Here is a 16093-nt window from a genome sequence, read left to right as displayed (position 1 = left end):
AAATGAGTGCTCATGCCATTCAGGCCATTGACTTCTCAAGGTTTGTTGCTGGGCACAATGTGGATCTAGGTGCCTCAGGTGTACACAAAGCTTCTGATCCACCCGCCTGTCCACGCGGCGGTACGTCGCGTGGATAGCGGCAGCGCAGCGGGCGGCCCAGTGCCGCCCGTTGCCTTTTTACCGCTCCGGCGCATAAACTTGCCGGACACCCTGCGGGTGTAGCTCAATGGTAGAGCTGTAGCTTCCCAAGCTACTGACGAGGGTTCGATTCCCTTCACCCGCTCCAGATGTCCGCCTCGGCCCGCAATGGGCCGACGGTGCAGGCCGCAGCGGCGTTGAACGTGCGCCGTGCCGCCAAGCTGCTCTGTCCTGTCCGTCCAGCCCGTCCAGGCGTCACTGCAGCGCAGCGATACATGCGTCGATGCCGGCCATTGCGGTTGGTCGCCCCGACCGCCGCCGTCATACTGTCTGCCCGATCTGAAAAGGACTGTTCATGATCCGTCGGAGCGTCGTCCGCGTCTCGTCCCGCTTGGTGTATCTGCCGGCGCTGTTGTTCACCGTCATGCTTGCACCGGCATGGGCGGTACTGCCGGCGGCGGATCAGTTCCCGGCCGAACCCGGCATGCTCGCGACGGTGACGGTGCGGACCACGTTGCCCGATGGCACGCGACGCGTGGAAGGAAGCGTGCCGCGGTACAACACCTACCGCGTCGAGGCCGATTGCGGGCGCGGCACCGTCGCGATGTACCGGAGGGAGGAAAACGGACAGTGGGACCAGCGTTATGCCGCACGGCGACGTGCGGACGGCTGGGAGCGCACCACGATCGAGGGACCGGCGGCGCGCATTCCCGCAGGGTCCAACCTCGACTGGCTGGCCAGCGCGCAGCATGACGCAGTCTGCAGGCCGAACACCGGTCTGGCCGCGCCGCGTGACGTACAGGGCTGACGCCGGCCGCCGTCATCGCGCCGTATCGCCTGCGCGCTATGCTTCGCGCTTTCCTCCCTGCGCACCACCATGAAGCTGGCCATCCTTTCCCGCAACAGCAAGCTGTACTCGACCCGCCGTCTGGTCGAAGCGGCGCGTGCCCGTGGTCATACCGTGCGGGTGCTCGATCCGCTGCGCTGCTACATGCGCATCGCGGCCGACGGCTTCAGCATGCACTACAAGGGGCGGGCGATCAGCGGTGTGGATGCGGTCATCCCGCGCATCGGTGCGTCGGTCACCCGTTACGGCACGGCCGTGCTGCGCCAGTTCGAGATGATGGGCGCACGCACGCCCAATCCCTCCGACGCCATCCTGCGCGCGCGTGACAAACTGCGTGCGCACCAGATACTGGCGTCCAAGGGCATCGACATGCCAGTGACGGTGTTCGGCGACAACCCCGACGACACCGTGGACCTGCTGTCCATGCTCGGCCCGCCGCCGCACGTGGTGAAGCTCAACGAGGGCACCCAGGGGCGAGGCGTGATCCTGACCGAGAAGGCCAGCGCGTCGCGCGGCATCGTCGAGGCGCTGCGCGGCTTGTATGCCAACTTCCTGATGCAGGAGTTCATCGGCGAGGCCCAGGGCGCCGACCTGCGCTGCCTGGTGGTAGGCGACCAGGTGGTGGGCGCGATGCAGCGCCAGGCGCCGGACGGTGACTTCCGCTCCAACCTGCATGCGGGCGGCAGTGCCCGTGCGGCCAAGGCGACACGGGCCGAACAGCAGGTGGCCGTACGCTCGGCCAAGGCGCTCGGCCTGAGCGTGGCCGGCGTGGATCTGATCCGCTCCAGCCGCGGCCCGCTGGTGCTGGAGGTCAACTCCACCCCGGGGCTGGAAGGGATCGAAGCCATCTGCCAGACCGACCTGGCCGGACGCATCATCGACCACGTTGCGTCGATGAAAAAGCCTTCCGCTTCAAAGGCTTGAACATTAATGCGGGCCTCGGTGACGCTTTTAACACGGGTTTAATCGACCCCGGCGTAGGCTCTGTCGAACCGCAGCTCTGCCCTCCTCAGCAGGATTCGGTAATCGGGAAACACCTTCAGGCCCAGGCGGCTTCCGCCTGGGCCTTTTTATGCCCTGTCGTTGCGCACTTGCTGGCGTGAAGGCGAGGGGGCTACAGTCGGCGCTCACTCCAAGCAAGGAATGGCTGGGCATGAAAGGTATGACGAGGGTCGCGGCAACGGCCGTACTGCTGATGTGCATGGGCGCCACCGCCCATGCGGCGCCGAAGAAAGAGGTGTTCGAGCCGGGCAAGCCGTTGTCTGAACAGATCACCAAGATCGAGATCGACTTGAACGACGGCGAGACCTACGCCGAACTGGCCCTGCCCGAGCGCAGCCGGGTCCGCGAAGCCTTGACGCGTATGCGCGCCGTGGTCGAACAGTACCCCGAGCAGAAGGCGCTGCCGGAGAGCGCGCGGATGGCGCTGTTCAACGATCAGCAGGTAGTAAACACCGTTTTGACACAAGCGCGCGAAGATAGCCGTCTAATATGTAAGCGTGAAAAGGCGATCGGCTCCAACATGCCGGTCACCCAATGCATGACCGTTGCCCAGCGCGAGCGCATCAAGGCCCAGGCCCAAGGTCGCATGGATAAGACGCAACGGGTCGGCAACTATTCTTATTAGAGGTCACAGTGCGAATTCTTGTAATTGAAGACAACAGCGACATCGCCGCCAACCTGGGCGACTACCTCGAAGACCGCGGGCATACCGTGGACTTCGCCGCCGATGGCGTGACCGGCCTGCACCTGGCGGTCGTCCATGAGTTCGATGCGATCGTGCTGGATCTCAATCTGCCGGGGATGGACGGCATCGAGGTCTGCCGCAAACTGCGCAACGAAGCGCGCAAGCAGACACCGGTACTGATGCTCACCGCACGGGATTCGCTGGACAACAAGCTGGCCGGGTTCGATTCCGGTGCGGACGACTACCTGATCAAGCCGTTCGCGCTGCAGGAAGTCGAAGTCCGTCTGAACGCCCTGTCGCGTCGCGGCAAGGGCGTGCAGACGCGCGTGCTGGAAACCGGTGATCTGGAGTACAACCTGGATACGCTGGAAGTCCGCCGCCAGGGCAAGCTGCTGCAGCTCAACCCGACGGCCCTGAAGATCCTGCAGGCGCTGATGGAAGCGGCGCCGGCCGTGGTTACCCGACAGGAACTGGAAACCCGGGTGTGGGGCGAGGAACTGCCGGATTCGGACTCGCTGCGCGTGCACATCCACGGCCTGCGTGCCGTGGTGGACAAGCCGTTCGAGGTGCCGCTGATCCAGACCCGTCACGGCATCGGTTACCGCATCGCCGCCCCGGAAGCCTGATCGGGTGAGCGCCAAGGGGGGCCGCCGCCGCGCACCGTACCGGCGGCGGCTGCGCAGTCGCATCATCGTTTCGTTCGCGTTGTTGGGCTTCTGCCTGACGACGCTGTTCGCGTTCGCCACCAACTGGGCCCGCAGCCGCGTGGAAAACCAGCTGGTCGAGGACGTGATGAACCGCAACGTCGACGAGTACGCACGACGGTTCTATTCCGATCCCAGCCGCAGCCCGGACCTGCCGGTCGAACAGATGCTGGCGTACGTGTTTCCCAAGGACAAGTTCGACCGTGTCCGCCAGGAGCGCCCGGAGTGGACGCGGCTGCCCAATGGCAACCACAACATCACCGGCATCGACGACCAGGGCAAGCCGTTTGCCTACAAACTGGCCGTGCGCAAGACCGACAGCGAGTGGTTCTTCCTGCTCTACGACATGACCCAGGCCCAGCGCGGCGAGATGCAGCTCAAACGGGCGCTGCTGATTTCCGTGCTGGTGTTCAGCCTGTTGTCGGTGGTGCTGGGCTGGTGGTCGGCGTCGAAGGTCATGAAACCCGTGTCGGACCTGGCCGCCCGGCTGCGGTCCTACCGTGGCGGCACGATCGAGCCGGAGCCATTGGCACCGCGCTTCCCCGACGACGAGGTGGGCCAGTTGGCGCAGGCTCTGGATGACTATTCCTCGCGTCTGACCGAAGTGGTGCAGCGCGACCGGGAGTTCAACGCCGACGTCAGCCACGAGCTGCGTACGCCGCTGGCGGTGATCCGTGGCGCCACCGAGCTGCTGCTGGCCCGTCCCGGGCTGGACGACAAGGTGCTGCAGCGCCTGCAGCGCATCCAGCGTGCCGAACAGCAGTGCACCGACCTGATCGGCTCGCTGCTGCTGCTGTCGCGCAACGAGCGCGGGCAGGGCACCAGCAATGTGGCGCGTGTCGCCGAGCAGCTGCTCGACGCGCACCGTGCCCAGCTCGGCGGCAAGCCGCTGGAGCTGATCCTCGAAGGCGGCCACGAGCTGGTGGTGGACGCGCCTGAAGCGGCCCTGTCGGTTGCGCTGGGCAACCTGATCGGGAACGCGGTGAAGTACTCGCAGGAAGGGGCCGTGCGCGTGCGCATCCTGGCCAACAGCGTGGAGGTCATCGACAGTGGCCCGGGGCTGAGCCGGGAAGATGCCGAGCGCCTGTTCCAGCGAGGCTACCGTGGCACCCATGCGGGGCATTCGCAGGGCGGGGGCATCGGCCTGTCGATCGTCAGCCGCCTGTGCGACCTCTACGGGTGGCAGGTCAGCGTGCGCCCGGGCGAAGAGCGTGGCGTGATCGCGACCCTGACCTTCTCGCCGGCCACCCACGCCTGAGGGGACCGCGGCTGCCGGGCGGCCGCATCAGTCGTGGCGTTCGGCCAATGTCCGGTACTGGCGGTCCAGCCGTTCCACATGCGACTGCAGGTGGTCCGGATGGCCATCATTGGTCACCACGTCGTCGGCCAGCGCCAGGCGCGCGTCACGGCTGGCCTGGGCGGCGATCATGCGGTCGGCCAGGTCGGCGGTGATGCCGTCGCGCTGCACCAGCCGCGCGTGCTGCACCGCCGCCGGCACATCCACGACCAGGATGCGGTCCAGCCACGGATAGTGCTGGCGGCCGCCGGCTTCGGCCAGCAGCGGGATGGCCGCGATCGCGTAGGGACCGGGCGCCTGTGCGCAGATGTCGCGCAGCCGCTGGCGGATGGCCGGGTGGGTGATCGCCTCCAGCGCCTGGCGCGCCGGGGGAGAGGCGAAGATGCGCTCGCGCAGGGCGGCGCGGTCGAGCTGACCGTCCGCCAACAGGATGTCCGCACCGAAATGAGCCGCAATGCGGGCCAGGCCTTCGCTGCCGGGGGCGACCACCTCGCGGGCGGCCAGGTCGGCATCGGCCACGGTCACACCCAGCGCCTCGAAGCGGCGGCTGACCTCGCTCTTGCCGGCGGCAATGCCGCCGGTCAGGCCCACCACGAAGCGACTCATCGGCCGGCCCTCAACGCAGGCCGGCGTAGCTCAGGTAGCCGTTGATCAACGGCTCGCCCCAGAAGAACACGATCCAGCCGGCGATGGCCAGGTACGGCCCGAACGGAATCGGGCTGGCGCGGTCGCGGCCACGCGAATACAGCCAGATCGACCCGATGATCGCCCCGACCACCGACGACAGCAGGATGATCGGCAGGATGCCCTTGAGCCCGCACCACGCGCCCAGCGCAGCCAGCAGTTTGAAATCGCCGTGTCCCATGCCTTCCTTGCCGGTGAGCTGTTTGAACAGCCACCACACCGACCACAGCGACAGGTAGCCGGCCAGCGCGCCGAGCAGGGCCGGCTTGGCCGGCATGTACAGGTTGTCGCTGGCCGCGATCAGGCCCAGCCACATCAGCGGCAGGGTCAACTGGTCCGGCAGCAGCTGGGTGCGCAGGTCGATGCCCGACAGGGTGATCAGGAAGCAGGTCAGCACGATCGCGCCGAAGCCCTGCCAGCCGAAGCCGAACTGCCAGACGCTGGCAACCACCAGCAGCGCGGTCAGCGCCTCCACCAGCGGGTACTGGATCGAGATCGGCGCGTGGCAATGGCGGCACTTGCCGCGCTGGACCAGCCAGCTGAACAGCGGAATGTTCTCGTACCAGGCCAGCTTGTGCTTGCAGTGCGGGCAGTGCGACGGCTCCACCACGATTCCCGGCGGTGGCGGTTCGTAGATGTCCGGCTCTTCCAGCACTTCGCGGGCGTCGCGCTTCCACTGCCAGTCCAGCCGCTTGGGCAGGCGCAGGATCACTACATTGAGGAAGCTGCCCAGAAGCAGCCCCAGACCGGCCGCGGCGGGAAAGCCGAGACCGGGATGCTGGTCAAGAAATGCCATGTATCACTTATCCGACAACCGCGCCGAGTTTGAAGATGGGCAGGTACATACCGATCACCATGCCACCGACGATGGTACCAATGAATACCATGATCATCGGCTCCAGCAGGCTGCTCAGGGCATCCACGGCGTTGTTGACCTCCTGCTCATAGTACTCGGCGACCTTGAACAGCATGGTATCCAGCGCGCCGGCCTCCTCGCCGATGGCGGTCATCTGGACCACCATGTGCGGGAACAGGTTGACCTGCTTCATCGCCATGTTGACCGGGTAGCCCACCGAGACGTCGTCGCGCATGCGCAGCACGGCCTCTTCGTAGACCTTGTTGCCAGTGGCACCGGCCACGATGCCCAGCGCCTCGACCAGCGGCACGCCGGCCTTGAAGGTCACCGCCGTGGTCCGGGCGAAGCGGGCGATGGCGCTGTTGTTCATGATCTGCCCGATCACCGGCACCTTCAGGATCAGGCGATCCATCGTGTGCTGCATGGAAGGCGAGCGTCTGTAGGCGTATACGAAGCCTACAGCGGCGCCAACCACCACAACCAGCATGAGCCACCAATAGGCGACCATGAACCGGGACATGTTCACGATCATCTGGGTGAATGCCGGGAGCTCGGCGCCAAAGCCTTTGAAGACCTCCTCGAACTGCGGCACCACGAAGATCAGCAGGATGGCGCTCACCAGGATGGCGACCGCGACCACCATCGCCGGATAGAACATGGCCTTCTTGATTTTGCCCTTGAGGGCTTCGATGTTCTCTTTGTAGGTCGCTACCGTGTCCAGCACGGTTTCCAGCACGCCGGCGCCTTCGCCGGCGCGAACCAGGTTGCGGTACAGCTCGTCGAACTGGACCGGGTGCCGGCTGATGGCCTCGTGCAGCGACGAGCCACCCTCGATGTCGGTCCGGATGGAGTCCACCATCTTCTTCATGCGCGGATTCTTGTGCCCGCTGGCGATGATCTCCAGGGCGCTCACGATCGGCACACCGGACTTCATCATGGTCGCCATCTGGCGACTGAAGAAGGCGATGTCCTTGGCGCTGACCGGACTGCCGGCCGAACCGAACAACGGTTTCGGCTTCGGTTTGACAACATTGGGCGTGATGCCCTGGCGACGAAGCTCTGCGCGCAGCATGTTGGCGTTCTTCGCCGGCTGCTCGCCCTTCATCTTGATGCCCCGCTTGTCGGTCCCCTCCCAGACAAACGGTTGCAGCTCCATGGTGCTTCGCGCCACGGGCTCTTTCTTGATCGCGCTACGGCTGACAGACATTTTGGGCTCCCCAGCCACACCATCCCCAGGCGGGCTATCTCGCCGCATGGTAGCGGTTTCCGAATCCGGTTGGCATCCCTTGACACTGGACCTTGGGGGGCCGGCCGGTTGGATCGGTTCCGTCAAAAGGTGACGCGGTGCGTCACATTGGCGGGTCCGTCGCAGAATTCTGTGAGGGGGGTTCCAATCCTGAAGATTGCTGCCATCATTGCGCCGGGGAATGCTGGGGAGCATTGCTGGCAACGTTGGCACGCAACCTGCTTCGATCCACCCGCACAGGGCGCCCGCCCCGCTCAACCGGCTTGCCGGCCCGGCGACGGCCCAGTGCCCTACCAACTATCTATCTCTTGGGGATGTACACATGAAGAATCAGAAGGGCTTCACCCTGATCGAACTGATGATCGTCGTCGCGATCATTGCCATCCTGGCCGCCATCGCGCTGCCGGCCTACAGCGACTACACCAAGAAGGCCAAGGTCTCCGAAGTGATTCTGGCTGCTTCGGCTGTCCGCACCGCCGTCTCCGAGTATGCCGCCGGTACCGGCGACCTGCCGCCGGCCACCTGGAAGCCGGAAGTGCAGAAGTCCGATTACGTGTCGGGCGTGACGTGGGATGGCACGACCATCACCGCTACCTCCACTGTCGAGGGCGCCACCGGCGACATCACGCTGGGTGCCAAGCTGCAGTCCAACTCGCAGGTCACCTGGACCTGTGGCGGCACCGTGCTGGCCAAGTACCGTCCGGGCACCTGCCAGGGCTGATCGCCTGGCACGTGTTGCGTGATACCAACGGGGAGGCATTTGCCTCCCCGTTTCGTTTAGGGGTCCTGTATGGCCGGGCGACGTCGTCCGGTACGGCATTGCGGAATGGCAGGCATGGCAAAGCAAGGTGAAACGCCGGCGCATCGCTGGACGCTATGGGTCGCGTTGGGGTGGTCGCTGGCCTGGATGGCGGCACAGTTGGTGGGCGTGTATCTGGGCAACTCCGAACTGTTGTCGCGCGTGCCCCGCAGTATGGAGAATCACTGGGGAACCCTGCTCGCATCCCCTGCGTTGCCTGATCTCGCCTTGTTCCTGGCTGTCCTGACCGGCCTCCACCTGCTGTTCGCCTGGGTCAATGCAGCAGCGTTCCGTACGCTGCTCCTGCCACGTCTGCACGGCCGCCAGCGGCCGCTCGCGCTTCTGGCCCAGTTGCTGCTGGTTACTCTGTCCCTCTCGCTGTCGGCCACCTGGCTGTTTCCACAGTCGACTGTGGGCGAACAAGCGGCAGTGGTGTTCTATCAACCCAGCGGGCGATGGATCGCCGCAGGGCTGCTCCTGTTGACCGCGCTCTACTACCTGGCATGGATCATCGTTGCGGCCATCCGCTCGCGCCTCCGTGTCATGCTTGGCGCGGCGGCTACGCTGGCAGTCGTCGCCGTGGGCTGGTCGTCCGGTCCTGTCGCGCGGTCCGGGTCCGGGTCCGGATCGGGAGCGCCGGACGTGATCGTGATAGGTGTCGATTCCCTCCGCCCGGATCACCTGAAGCGCAATGGTGCACCGTTCTTGCTGATGCCGAACGTGGAGGAGCTCCTGAGCCAATCGCGGGTGTTCACCGACGTGCTCAGCCCGCAGCCGCACACCTTCCCCGCCACTGTCAGCGTCCTGACCGGCCAATGGCCGATCAACAGCGGCGCACGCGGCAACCTGTTTCCGCCGACTCTGGTGAATCGCCAGGCAAGCATGGCGCATCGGTTTGCGGCAGCCGGATACACCACAGCGTTTGCGATGGACGAGACGCGCTTTGCCAACATCGAACAGAGCTACGGTTTCCAGCGGACGATGTCGCCAGGCTTCGGCGTCGGCGAAATAGCGACCGGTCTCATCGGTGACACCACGTTGACCAACCTGCTGTCGTTGCTGCCGGTATCGCGTTGGTTGCTGCCTGACCTGTACGGCAATCGTGCGCTGGGACCGCTCTACCGCCCCGAGGCATTCAGTCGCCGGCTGGAGATGGGGTTGGCCGGTCTGCCTGCCGACAAGCCGCTGTTCCTGTACGTGCATTTCTGCGCCGCGCACTGGCCGTATCTGTCCTCCCACCTGTACGAGGATGATGCGATCAGCGCAATGCCAAGGGGTGAGCTGGCCGATGCCGATGTGAACTACATGCGCGGCCTGTCTGTGGCCGATGTCCAGGTGGGCCGGCTGATGGACGTCCTGCGCCGGAGTGGTCGGCTCGACAACGCTGTGGTCGCGCTCCTGTCGGACCACGGCGAAGACTTCGACCTGGCGCATGACAAGTGGCCGGCGTCCGATGTCGAGGTTCCGGGGGGTATCGTCAATGGCCACGGCGGTTCGGCCATCCGGGAACCGCAGGTCTCTGTTCTGCTTGCCTTTGCACGCCTCGGTGGGACGCCGCTGCTGCCTGGCAGGGATCCCGCCCCCGCCAGCCTGGTGGACGTGGCCCCGACGCTGGCCTCGCTCGCCGGCCTGGCGGGGCCCGGTCCCGGCTACGACGGTGCTGCTTTGCTTGGGCCGGACGCCGCTGCACCGCCTATCGACCGCATGCGCTATGTCGAATCATCCTACTTCCCCGATGCCCTCAAACAGCGCACGATCGATGAGGCGAAGGTGCTTCGTGAGATGGCGGAGATGTACGAGATCGCTCCGGACGGTCGGGTCCAAGTGAAGGAGCACTGGCTGGACTATCAACGCCGCTACCGGCAGCGCGCGGTGTATCAGACGGACTGGGTGCTCATGGCCTCGGATGATCCCCAGGGCGAGCTGCTGGTGGTGGACCGCCGACAGCGCCGCGGGTGGCCGCTGAGCAGGGCGCCTGGCGCAGCCCCCGTGGAGAGGCTGCGCCAGGCCTGGTGCGCACATTGGAAGGGCGATGACGTGGTGGCGGCGCACTGTCGATGAGACCGTTTGGCATACGGGGCGGAGCTTTCTGAGATACTGGATTCCTGACGATTGGGGACGCATCAATGAATACAGCTGCCACGGTCAACCTGGTCGGCATCACCGGCATCGCACGTCGCCTGGTCCAGGACGGCGCGCTGGACGAGGTGGCCGCGCGCGACGCGATGGCCAAGGCCGCGGCCGCCAAGCAGCCGCTGCCGCAGTGGTTCGCCGAGCACAAGCTGGTCTCGGCCGGGCAGCTGGCTGCGGCCAATGCGCTGGAGTTCGGCATGCCGCTGCTGGACGTGTCGGTGTTCGACAGCAGCCAGAACGCGATCAGCCTGGTCAGCGAGGAGCTGCTGCGCAAGCACCGCGTGCTGCCGCTGTTCAAGCGCGGCGGCAAGCTGTTTGTGGGGACCAGCGACCCGACCCATTCGCTGGACGAGATCAAGTTCCACACCAATCTGGTGGTGGAGCCGATCCTGGTCGACGAGGAGCAGATCAAGCGCACTCTGGAGCAGTGGCAGTCCAAGCATGACACCCTGGGCTCGGCGCTCGGCGGCGGCGACGACGACATGGGCGACCTGGACGTCTCCAGCGGCGACGAGGAGGGGGGCAGCCCGGATGCCGGCGTGGACGCCAAGGGCGATGACACCCCGGTGGTGAAGTTCGTCAACAAGGTGCTGGTCGATGCGATCCGCAAGGGTGCCTCGGACATCCACTTCGAGCCGTACGAAGACGATTACCGGGTGCGCTTCCGTATCGACGGCCTGCTCAAGAATGTGGCCAAGGCGCCGGTCAAGCTCAACCAGCGCATCGCCGCACGCCTGAAGGTGATGTCGCAGCTGGACATCGCCGAGAAGCGCGTGCCGCAGGATGGGCGCATCAAGCTCAACCTGTCCAAGACCAAGCAGATCGACTTCCGCGTCAGTACGCTGCCGACGCTGTTCGGCGAGAAGATCGTGCTGCGTATCCTGGACGGCAGTGCCGCCAAGCTGGGCATCGACAAGCTCGGCTACGAGCCGAACCAGCAGAAGCTGTTCCTGGAAGCCATCCACAAGCCCTACGGCATGGTGCTGGTGACCGGTCCGACCGGCTCGGGCAAGACGGTGTCGCTGTACACGGCGCTGGGCATTCTCAACGACGAGACGCGCAATATCTCCACCGCTGAAGATCCGGTGGAAATCCGCCTGCCGGGCGTGAACCAGGTGCAGCAGAACAACAAGCGCGGCATGACCTTTGCTGCCGCGCTGCGCTCGTTCCTGCGCCAGGACCCGGACATCATCATGGTCGGCGAAATCCGCGACCTGGAAACGGCCGAGATCGCGATCAAGGCGGCGCAGACCGGCCACATGGTGCTGTCCACCCTGCATACCAACGATGCGCCGCAGACCATCGCGCGCCTGATGAACATGGGCATCGCCCCGTTCAACATCACCAGTTCGGTGACCCTGGTGATCGCCCAGCGCCTGGCGCGGCGGTTGTGCGGCAACTGCAAGCGGCCGATCGAGCTGCCCGCGCACGCGCTGCTGGCCGAAGGCTTCACCCAGGAGCAGATCGATGCCGGAATCCGGCTGTACGAGCCGGTCGGCTGCGAGGAATGCACCGAAGGCTACAAGGGGCGTACCGGCATCTACCAGGTGATGCCGATGAGCGAGGAAATTTCGGTGATCGTGCTGGCCGGTGGCAACGCCATCCAGATTGCCGAAGCGGCGCAGCGCGCCGGGGTCAACGACCTGCGCCAGTCGGCGCTGGTCAAGGCTGCGGCCGGCGTGACCAGCCTGGCCGAGATCAACCGCGTCACCAAGGACTGACGGGCGCCGGGCGGCGCCCGGCCCTCAATCCATGCCCAGCTTCTTGAGCTTGTAGCGCAGCGCACGGAAGGTGATGCCCAGTTGCGCGGCAGTGCGGGTCTTGTTCCAGCGGTTCTCTTCCAGCGCGCGCTGGATCGCGGTGCGCTCCATCTGCTCGATGTACGAGGGCAGGGCGCCATTGCCGGCCGGCAGATCAACCACCGCTTCTTCCTGGTGCGTCGCGGCGGCCCCCCCGGCCACGCGATGGCCGCCCGGGGCGGGCAGGCGCAGGTCGCTGGCCCCGATGCTGTCACCTTCGGCCAGCGCCAGGGCACGCTCGAGGATGTTCTCCAGTTCGCGCACGTTGCCGGGGAAGTGGTACTGCGCCAGCGCGTCCAGCGCCGACGGCGCCAGCAGCGGGGTGGGGCGTTCATGGGTGCGCGCCAGCCGCGCCAGAATCGAGGCAGCCAGCTGCGGCAGGTCGCTGCGGCGTTCGCGCAGCGGCGGCACGCGCAGTTCGATCACGTTGATGCGGTAGTACAGGTCGTGGCGGAAGCGGCCGTCCTCGACCAGCTCGCCGAGGTCCTTGTGGGTGGCCGAGAGGATGCGCACGTCGACGGCGACCTCGGTGGCCGCACCGACCGGGCGGATCGACTTTTCCTGGATGGCGCGCAGCAGCTTGACCTGCATCTGCAGCGGCAGCTCGGCCACTTCGTCCAGGAACAGGGTGCCGCCGTGTGCGGCCTGGAACAGGCCGGGCTTGTCGGCATGGGCGCCGCTGAAGCTGCCCTTCTTGTGGCCGAAGAACTCGCTCTCCATCAGCTCGGAGGGAATCGCGCCGCAGTTGACCGGCACGAACGGGCCGGCCGCGCGCGCGCTCTGGTCATGGATGGTGCGCGCGACCAGTTCCTTGCCCACGCCGGATTCGCCGAGGATGTAGACAGGCGCCTGGCTGCGCGCGACCTTGGCGATGGTGGCACGCAGGCCGTCCATCGCAGGCGACTCGCCGAGCAGGCGCGCAGCCTGTTCCGGGGCCAGCGTGGCGGGCGCGGCGCGCTCGCTGTTGTTGAGTTCCAGCGCATGCTTGACCAGCCCGCGCAGCACGGCGATGTCCACCGGCTTGCTGACGAAGTCGAAGGCGCCGGCCTTGAGCGCCTCCACGGCCAGGTCCATGCTGCCGAAGGCGGTGATCATCGCCACTGGCGTGCGCGGGTAGTGCTGGGCGATTTCGGTGACCAGCTCGATGCCGTTGCCGTCGGGCAGGCGCATATCGGTGATGCACAGATCGTAGGGATTGCTGGCCAGCAGCTCCCGTGCCTCGGCGAGATTGGCCGCCGTGCTGATGCGCAGGCCCATGCGGCCCAGCGTCAGTACCAGCAGTTCGCGGATGTCGCGCTCGTCGTCGACGACGAGGGCGCTGCGGTTGTCGTTCATGAGGAGGGAAGATAGCCGAGGGGGGTCATTGGCGACAAATGTTTGACGCGGGGTGGGCGGATGTGCGGCGGTCCGCGGTCATTCGTGCAGCATCGTGTGCGGGCCGGGCAGGATCAACCGGAAACAGGCGCCGCCCGCCGGGACGGACACGTACTCGAGCCGGGCCTGGTTGGCGCGGCAGAGCTCCCGGGCAATGTACAGGCCCAGGCCGGTGCCGTGCTCGGAGGTCGTATAGAACGGGCGGAACAGCTGGCTGGCCACGCTCTCGGGAATGCCCGGGCCGCGGTCCATCACATCGATCACCGCGGCGCGCTCCTGGCGCGCCACGCGCAGCCGCACGCGCGCCGGGTCCTGGCCGATGCGACCGTACTTGAGCGCGTTGTGCACCAGTACGGTGAGGATCTGGTGCAGGTGGCGCGGGTCCATCAGCGCGTGCACGGAGGTCTCGCTGATGATCGGCTCGACGCTGTCCGTCTCCAGGGTGATGCCCTGTTTGTACTCGATCACGAAGCGCCGCACGAACGCAGCCAGATCCAGGTTCTCCGGATTGGCGCGTTCGCGGCGGGCCAGGCCGAGCACGCTTTCGACGATGCCGTTGGTGCGCTGGCACTGCTGGTGGATGATCTGCAGCAGGCGGCGGTCGGTCTCGCCGATCGCGGTGGATTCCTCCAGCAGCTGGGCGGCGTAGTTGATGGCCGCCAGCGGATTGCGGATTTCATGGGCCAGGCTGGCCGAGAAGCGGCCCATCGCCGAGAGGGTGAGCGATTCGGCACGGCGCGAGACCACGCTGGAGTCGTCCAGGAACACCAGAGTCAGGTCGCTGCCCGCGAGCAGCCGGGCGAAGCGGGGCTGCACTTCCGGCTGGTCGGGCGAGAGCTGGATGGGCAGCTCATCGTTGGTCCAGCCGTTGCGCCAGCGCTGCAGGCGCCGCGCCAGTTCCGGCGCGGCGCTGGCCAGCTCCAGGCGTCCACTGCCGCTGTTGCCGTCGGCGTCGCCGATCAGCGTAGAGGCCGCTTCGTTGGCGAGGGTGATGCGGTTGGCGCCGTCCACCACCAGCACGCCGGTACGCATGCGGCGGATGATCAGTTCGTTGATCTCGAACAGGTTGGCCACTTCGGCGCCACGCTGGTTGGCCAGCAGCTGGTTGCGGCGCGCGCGGTTGCCCACCTGGTAGCTGACGAAGGCCAGGGCGAGATAGCTGGTGATGAACATCGCCAGCTCGGCCAGGGTACGGGTCGGATCGCCGCCTTCCAGCAGCTTCCACACGTATTCCCCGGCGGTGGCGGCACTGGCGGTGACGGCGATGCCCAGCCCCCACGACAGCGGCAGCAGGGTCGCCGCGGCGGCGATGTTGAACAGCAGCGACATCGAGATGCCGGCGCTGGCGCCGGGCAGGGCGTGCGCGAGCAGGACCGCGGCGATGATGTCCACCGCCACGCCGCCGACCACGATCGGGCGCAGCCAGCGCTCGTTGCGGCCGATGAACAGCAGCAGGGCAGACAGCAGCAGATAGGCGGTGCCGACGATCCGCGCCAGGTACGGGTGGTCGGCTTCGCCCACCATCGAGCTGAGCGGGCTGAACAGCAGGGCGATGATCACCGAGGCGATCAGCAGCCGGTACAACGCGAAAAAATACAGTTCCCGCCTCGGAATGGATTCGATGCGGTCGATCAGTGAAGCGCTGGGTGACACGCCGGAACTCCCCTTCAGGCATTGCGGGGAGTGTAGAGGGTGTGGCCGCGCATGGGGGCGTGTCCCGGGACGGCGCCGGGACAGGGCGCTCCCCGGTTTGCGCGCCGCACCGGCCCGTTCCGGCGGCCGGGCGCCTGGGGAGTGGCGCAACTGCCTGAAAATCGGTCGAAAAACCCGTCGGGCCAGCGAGCGGAGGGCGCTGTCTTTGCGCCTGCGCGCCGGCTCGTCCACAATAGAGGGCCCGCCGCGGTCCGGACCGGCGCCCTGTGAGGGGGCCTTGGAGATGCGTGCGGTCGTTCCTATTCCCACGGTGACGCATGAATTTCCACGAATACCAGTCAAAACAACTGCTTGCCGAGTACGGCATCCCCGTTCCGGCCGGCAAGGTCGCGGCGACCCCGGACGAAGCCGTTGACGCTGCCAATTCCCTGGGCCAAGGCCCCTGGATGGTCAAGGCGCAGATCCATGCGGGCGGTCGCGGCAAGGCTGGCGGCGTCAAGTTCTGCAAGACCACCGACGATGTGAAGGCCGCTGCGGCCAAGATGCTCGGCACCAAGATGGCCACCTACCAGACCGCCGGCGTCGAGCTGCCGGTCAACCTGGTGCTGGTGACCACCGCCGGCGAGATCGTCAAGGAACTGTACCTGTCGGTGCTGGTTGACCGTGGCACCAAGACCATCACCTACATCGCCTCGTCGGAAGGCGGCGTGGAGATCGAGCAGGTCGCCGCCGAAACCCCGGAGCTGATCCACTCGCTCAACGTCGACTTCGTTGAAGGCGTGCAGGGCTACCACGGCCGTGATTTCGGCTTCAAGCTGGGCCTGACCGCCAAGCAGGCCGGCCAGTTCGCCAACATCATGGTGAACCTGTACCGCC

The 16093-nt window shown here is 66.3% G+C and carries 14 protein-coding genes and 1 tRNA gene; 10 read left to right on the top strand and 5 right to left on the bottom strand.

What is annotated here, in order from left to right; genetic code table 11:
• The first annotated feature begins 212 nt into the window (after positions 1–212).
• From OC534_RS18400 to OC534_RS18375, 6 genes are all read left to right on the top strand, one after another.
• Positions 213–286, top strand: a tRNA-Gly gene (locus tag OC534_RS18400).
• Between the two features lie 207 nt (positions 287–493).
• The gene (locus tag OC534_RS18395; RefSeq protein WP_136003008.1) at positions 494–946 is read left to right on the top strand and encodes a hypothetical protein; all 453 of its coding nucleotides are present in this window, start codon (positions 494–496) and stop codon (positions 944–946) included.
• A gap of 69 nt (positions 947–1015) precedes the next feature.
• Positions 1016–1909: a 30S ribosomal protein S6--L-glutamate ligase gene (gene rimK, locus OC534_RS18390; RefSeq protein WP_262072347.1), complete on the top strand. Its 894-nt coding sequence runs from the start codon at positions 1016–1018 to the stop codon at positions 1907–1909.
• Positions 1910–2138: 229 nt separating this feature from the next.
• Positions 2139–2612, top strand: a complete 474-nt coding sequence (locus OC534_RS18385) for a hypothetical protein (protein WP_229296480.1) — start codon at positions 2139–2141, stop codon at positions 2610–2612.
• Positions 2613–2620: 8 nt separating this feature from the next.
• Positions 2621–3298: a response regulator transcription factor gene (locus OC534_RS18380; protein ID WP_017356179.1), complete on the top strand. Its 678-nt coding sequence runs from the start codon at positions 2621–2623 to the stop codon at positions 3296–3298.
• A gap of 4 nt (positions 3299–3302) precedes the next feature.
• Positions 3303–4634 carry a HAMP domain-containing sensor histidine kinase gene (locus OC534_RS18375; RefSeq protein ID WP_017356178.1) on the top strand — a complete coding sequence of 444 codons (1332 nt, stop codon included), beginning with the start codon at positions 3303–3305 and terminating at the stop codon, positions 4632–4634.
• 27 nt (positions 4635–4661) lie between these two features.
• Here OC534_RS18375 and coaE read toward each other — a convergent pair whose 3' ends face one another.
• Genes coaE through OC534_RS18360 form a run of 3 tightly spaced genes read right to left on the bottom strand, consistent with a single transcriptional unit; the run spans position 4662 to position 7420 of the window.
• On the bottom strand, positions 4662–5279 hold the full coding sequence (coaE, locus tag OC534_RS18370; RefSeq protein WP_017356177.1) for a dephospho-CoA kinase: 618 nt from the start codon (positions 5277–5279) through the stop codon (positions 4662–4664).
• A gap of 10 nt (positions 5280–5289) precedes the next feature.
• Positions 5290–6153: an A24 family peptidase gene (locus OC534_RS18365; protein WP_017356176.1), complete on the bottom strand. Its 864-nt coding sequence runs from the start codon at positions 6151–6153 to the stop codon at positions 5290–5292.
• A 7-nt stretch (positions 6154–6160) separates the two neighbouring features.
• Positions 6161–7420 (bottom strand): type II secretion system F family protein, encoded by a 1260-nt coding sequence (locus tag OC534_RS18360; protein WP_166473379.1) that lies wholly within the window; start codon positions 7418–7420, stop codon positions 6161–6163.
• A 361-nt stretch (positions 7421–7781) separates the two neighbouring features.
• On the opposite strand from OC534_RS18360, the gene OC534_RS18355 reads away from it, so the two are divergent.
• The 3 genes from OC534_RS18355 to pilB all read left to right on the top strand — a co-directional run bounded on the left by OC534_RS18355 (position 7782) and on the right by pilB (position 12112).
• Complete coding sequence (locus OC534_RS18355) at positions 7782–8180, top strand: pilin (RefSeq protein ID WP_166473378.1); 399 nt, start codon at positions 7782–7784, stop codon at positions 8178–8180.
• A gap of 114 nt (positions 8181–8294) precedes the next feature.
• Positions 8295–10319 carry a sulfatase-like hydrolase/transferase gene (locus OC534_RS18350; RefSeq protein ID WP_262072346.1) on the top strand — a complete coding sequence of 675 codons (2025 nt, stop codon included), beginning with the start codon at positions 8295–8297 and terminating at the stop codon, positions 10317–10319.
• Positions 10320–10384: 65 nt separating this feature from the next.
• On the top strand, positions 10385–12112 hold the full coding sequence (gene pilB / locus OC534_RS18345) for a type IV-A pilus assembly ATPase PilB (protein WP_262072345.1): 1728 nt from the start codon (positions 10385–10387) through the stop codon (positions 12110–12112).
• A gap of 24 nt (positions 12113–12136) precedes the next feature.
• Here pilB and OC534_RS18340 read toward each other — a convergent pair whose 3' ends face one another.
• The gene (locus tag OC534_RS18340; protein ID WP_166473375.1) at positions 12137–13525 is read right to left on the bottom strand and encodes a sigma-54 dependent transcriptional regulator; all 1389 of its coding nucleotides are present in this window, start codon (positions 13523–13525) and stop codon (positions 12137–12139) included.
• Positions 13526–13603: 78 nt separating this feature from the next.
• Positions 13604–15217, bottom strand: a complete 1614-nt coding sequence (locus tag OC534_RS18335) for an ATP-binding protein (protein ID WP_136003010.1) — start codon at positions 15215–15217, stop codon at positions 13604–13606.
• A gap of 317 nt (positions 15218–15534) precedes the next feature.
• Between OC534_RS18335 and OC534_RS18330 the strand changes: the two genes are divergently transcribed.
• Positions 15535–16093 (top strand): ATP-grasp domain-containing protein (locus OC534_RS18330; RefSeq protein ID WP_262072344.1); only part of this gene is annotated, 559 nt, incomplete at its 3' end.

It is taken from the genome of Stenotrophomonas sp. Marseille-Q5258 (genome assembly GCF_946900935.1).
Lineage (GTDB): Bacteria > Pseudomonadota > Gammaproteobacteria > Xanthomonadales > Xanthomonadaceae > Stenotrophomonas > Stenotrophomonas nematodicola.
Note: the sequence above shows the minus strand (reverse complement) of the source record. Positions and strands in the feature narration are given on the sequence as shown.

Excerpts from the sequence above, each read along its gene's own strand:
- OC534_RS18395 (WP_136003008.1), top strand. The coding sequence starts at position 494 with ATGATCCGTCGGAGCGTCGTCCGCGTCTCGTCCCGCTTGGTGTATCTG.
- rimK (WP_262072347.1), top strand. The coding sequence starts at position 1,016 with ATGAAGCTGGCCATCCTTTCCCGCAACAGCAAGCTGTACTCGACCCGC.
- OC534_RS18385 (WP_229296480.1), top strand. The coding sequence starts at position 2,139 with ATGAAAGGTATGACGAGGGTCGCGGCAACGGCCGTACTGCTGATGTGC.
- coaE (WP_017356177.1), bottom strand. The coding sequence starts at position 5,279 with ATGAGTCGCTTCGTGGTGGGCCTGACCGGCGGCATTGCCGCCGGCAAG.
- OC534_RS18365 (WP_017356176.1), bottom strand. The coding sequence starts at position 6,153 with ATGGCATTTCTTGACCAGCATCCCGGTCTCGGCTTTCCCGCCGCGGCC.
- OC534_RS18360 (WP_166473379.1), bottom strand. The coding sequence starts at position 7,420 with ATGTCTGTCAGCCGTAGCGCGATCAAGAAAGAGCCCGTGGCGCGAAGC.
- OC534_RS18355 (WP_166473378.1), top strand. The coding sequence starts at position 7,782 with ATGAAGAATCAGAAGGGCTTCACCCTGATCGAACTGATGATCGTCGTC.
- OC534_RS18350 (WP_262072346.1), top strand. The coding sequence starts at position 8,295 with ATGGCAAAGCAAGGTGAAACGCCGGCGCATCGCTGGACGCTATGGGTC.
- pilB (WP_262072345.1), top strand. The coding sequence starts at position 10,385 with ATGAATACAGCTGCCACGGTCAACCTGGTCGGCATCACCGGCATCGCA.
- OC534_RS18340 (WP_166473375.1), bottom strand. The coding sequence starts at position 13,525 with ATGAACGACAACCGCAGCGCCCTCGTCGTCGACGACGAGCGCGACATC.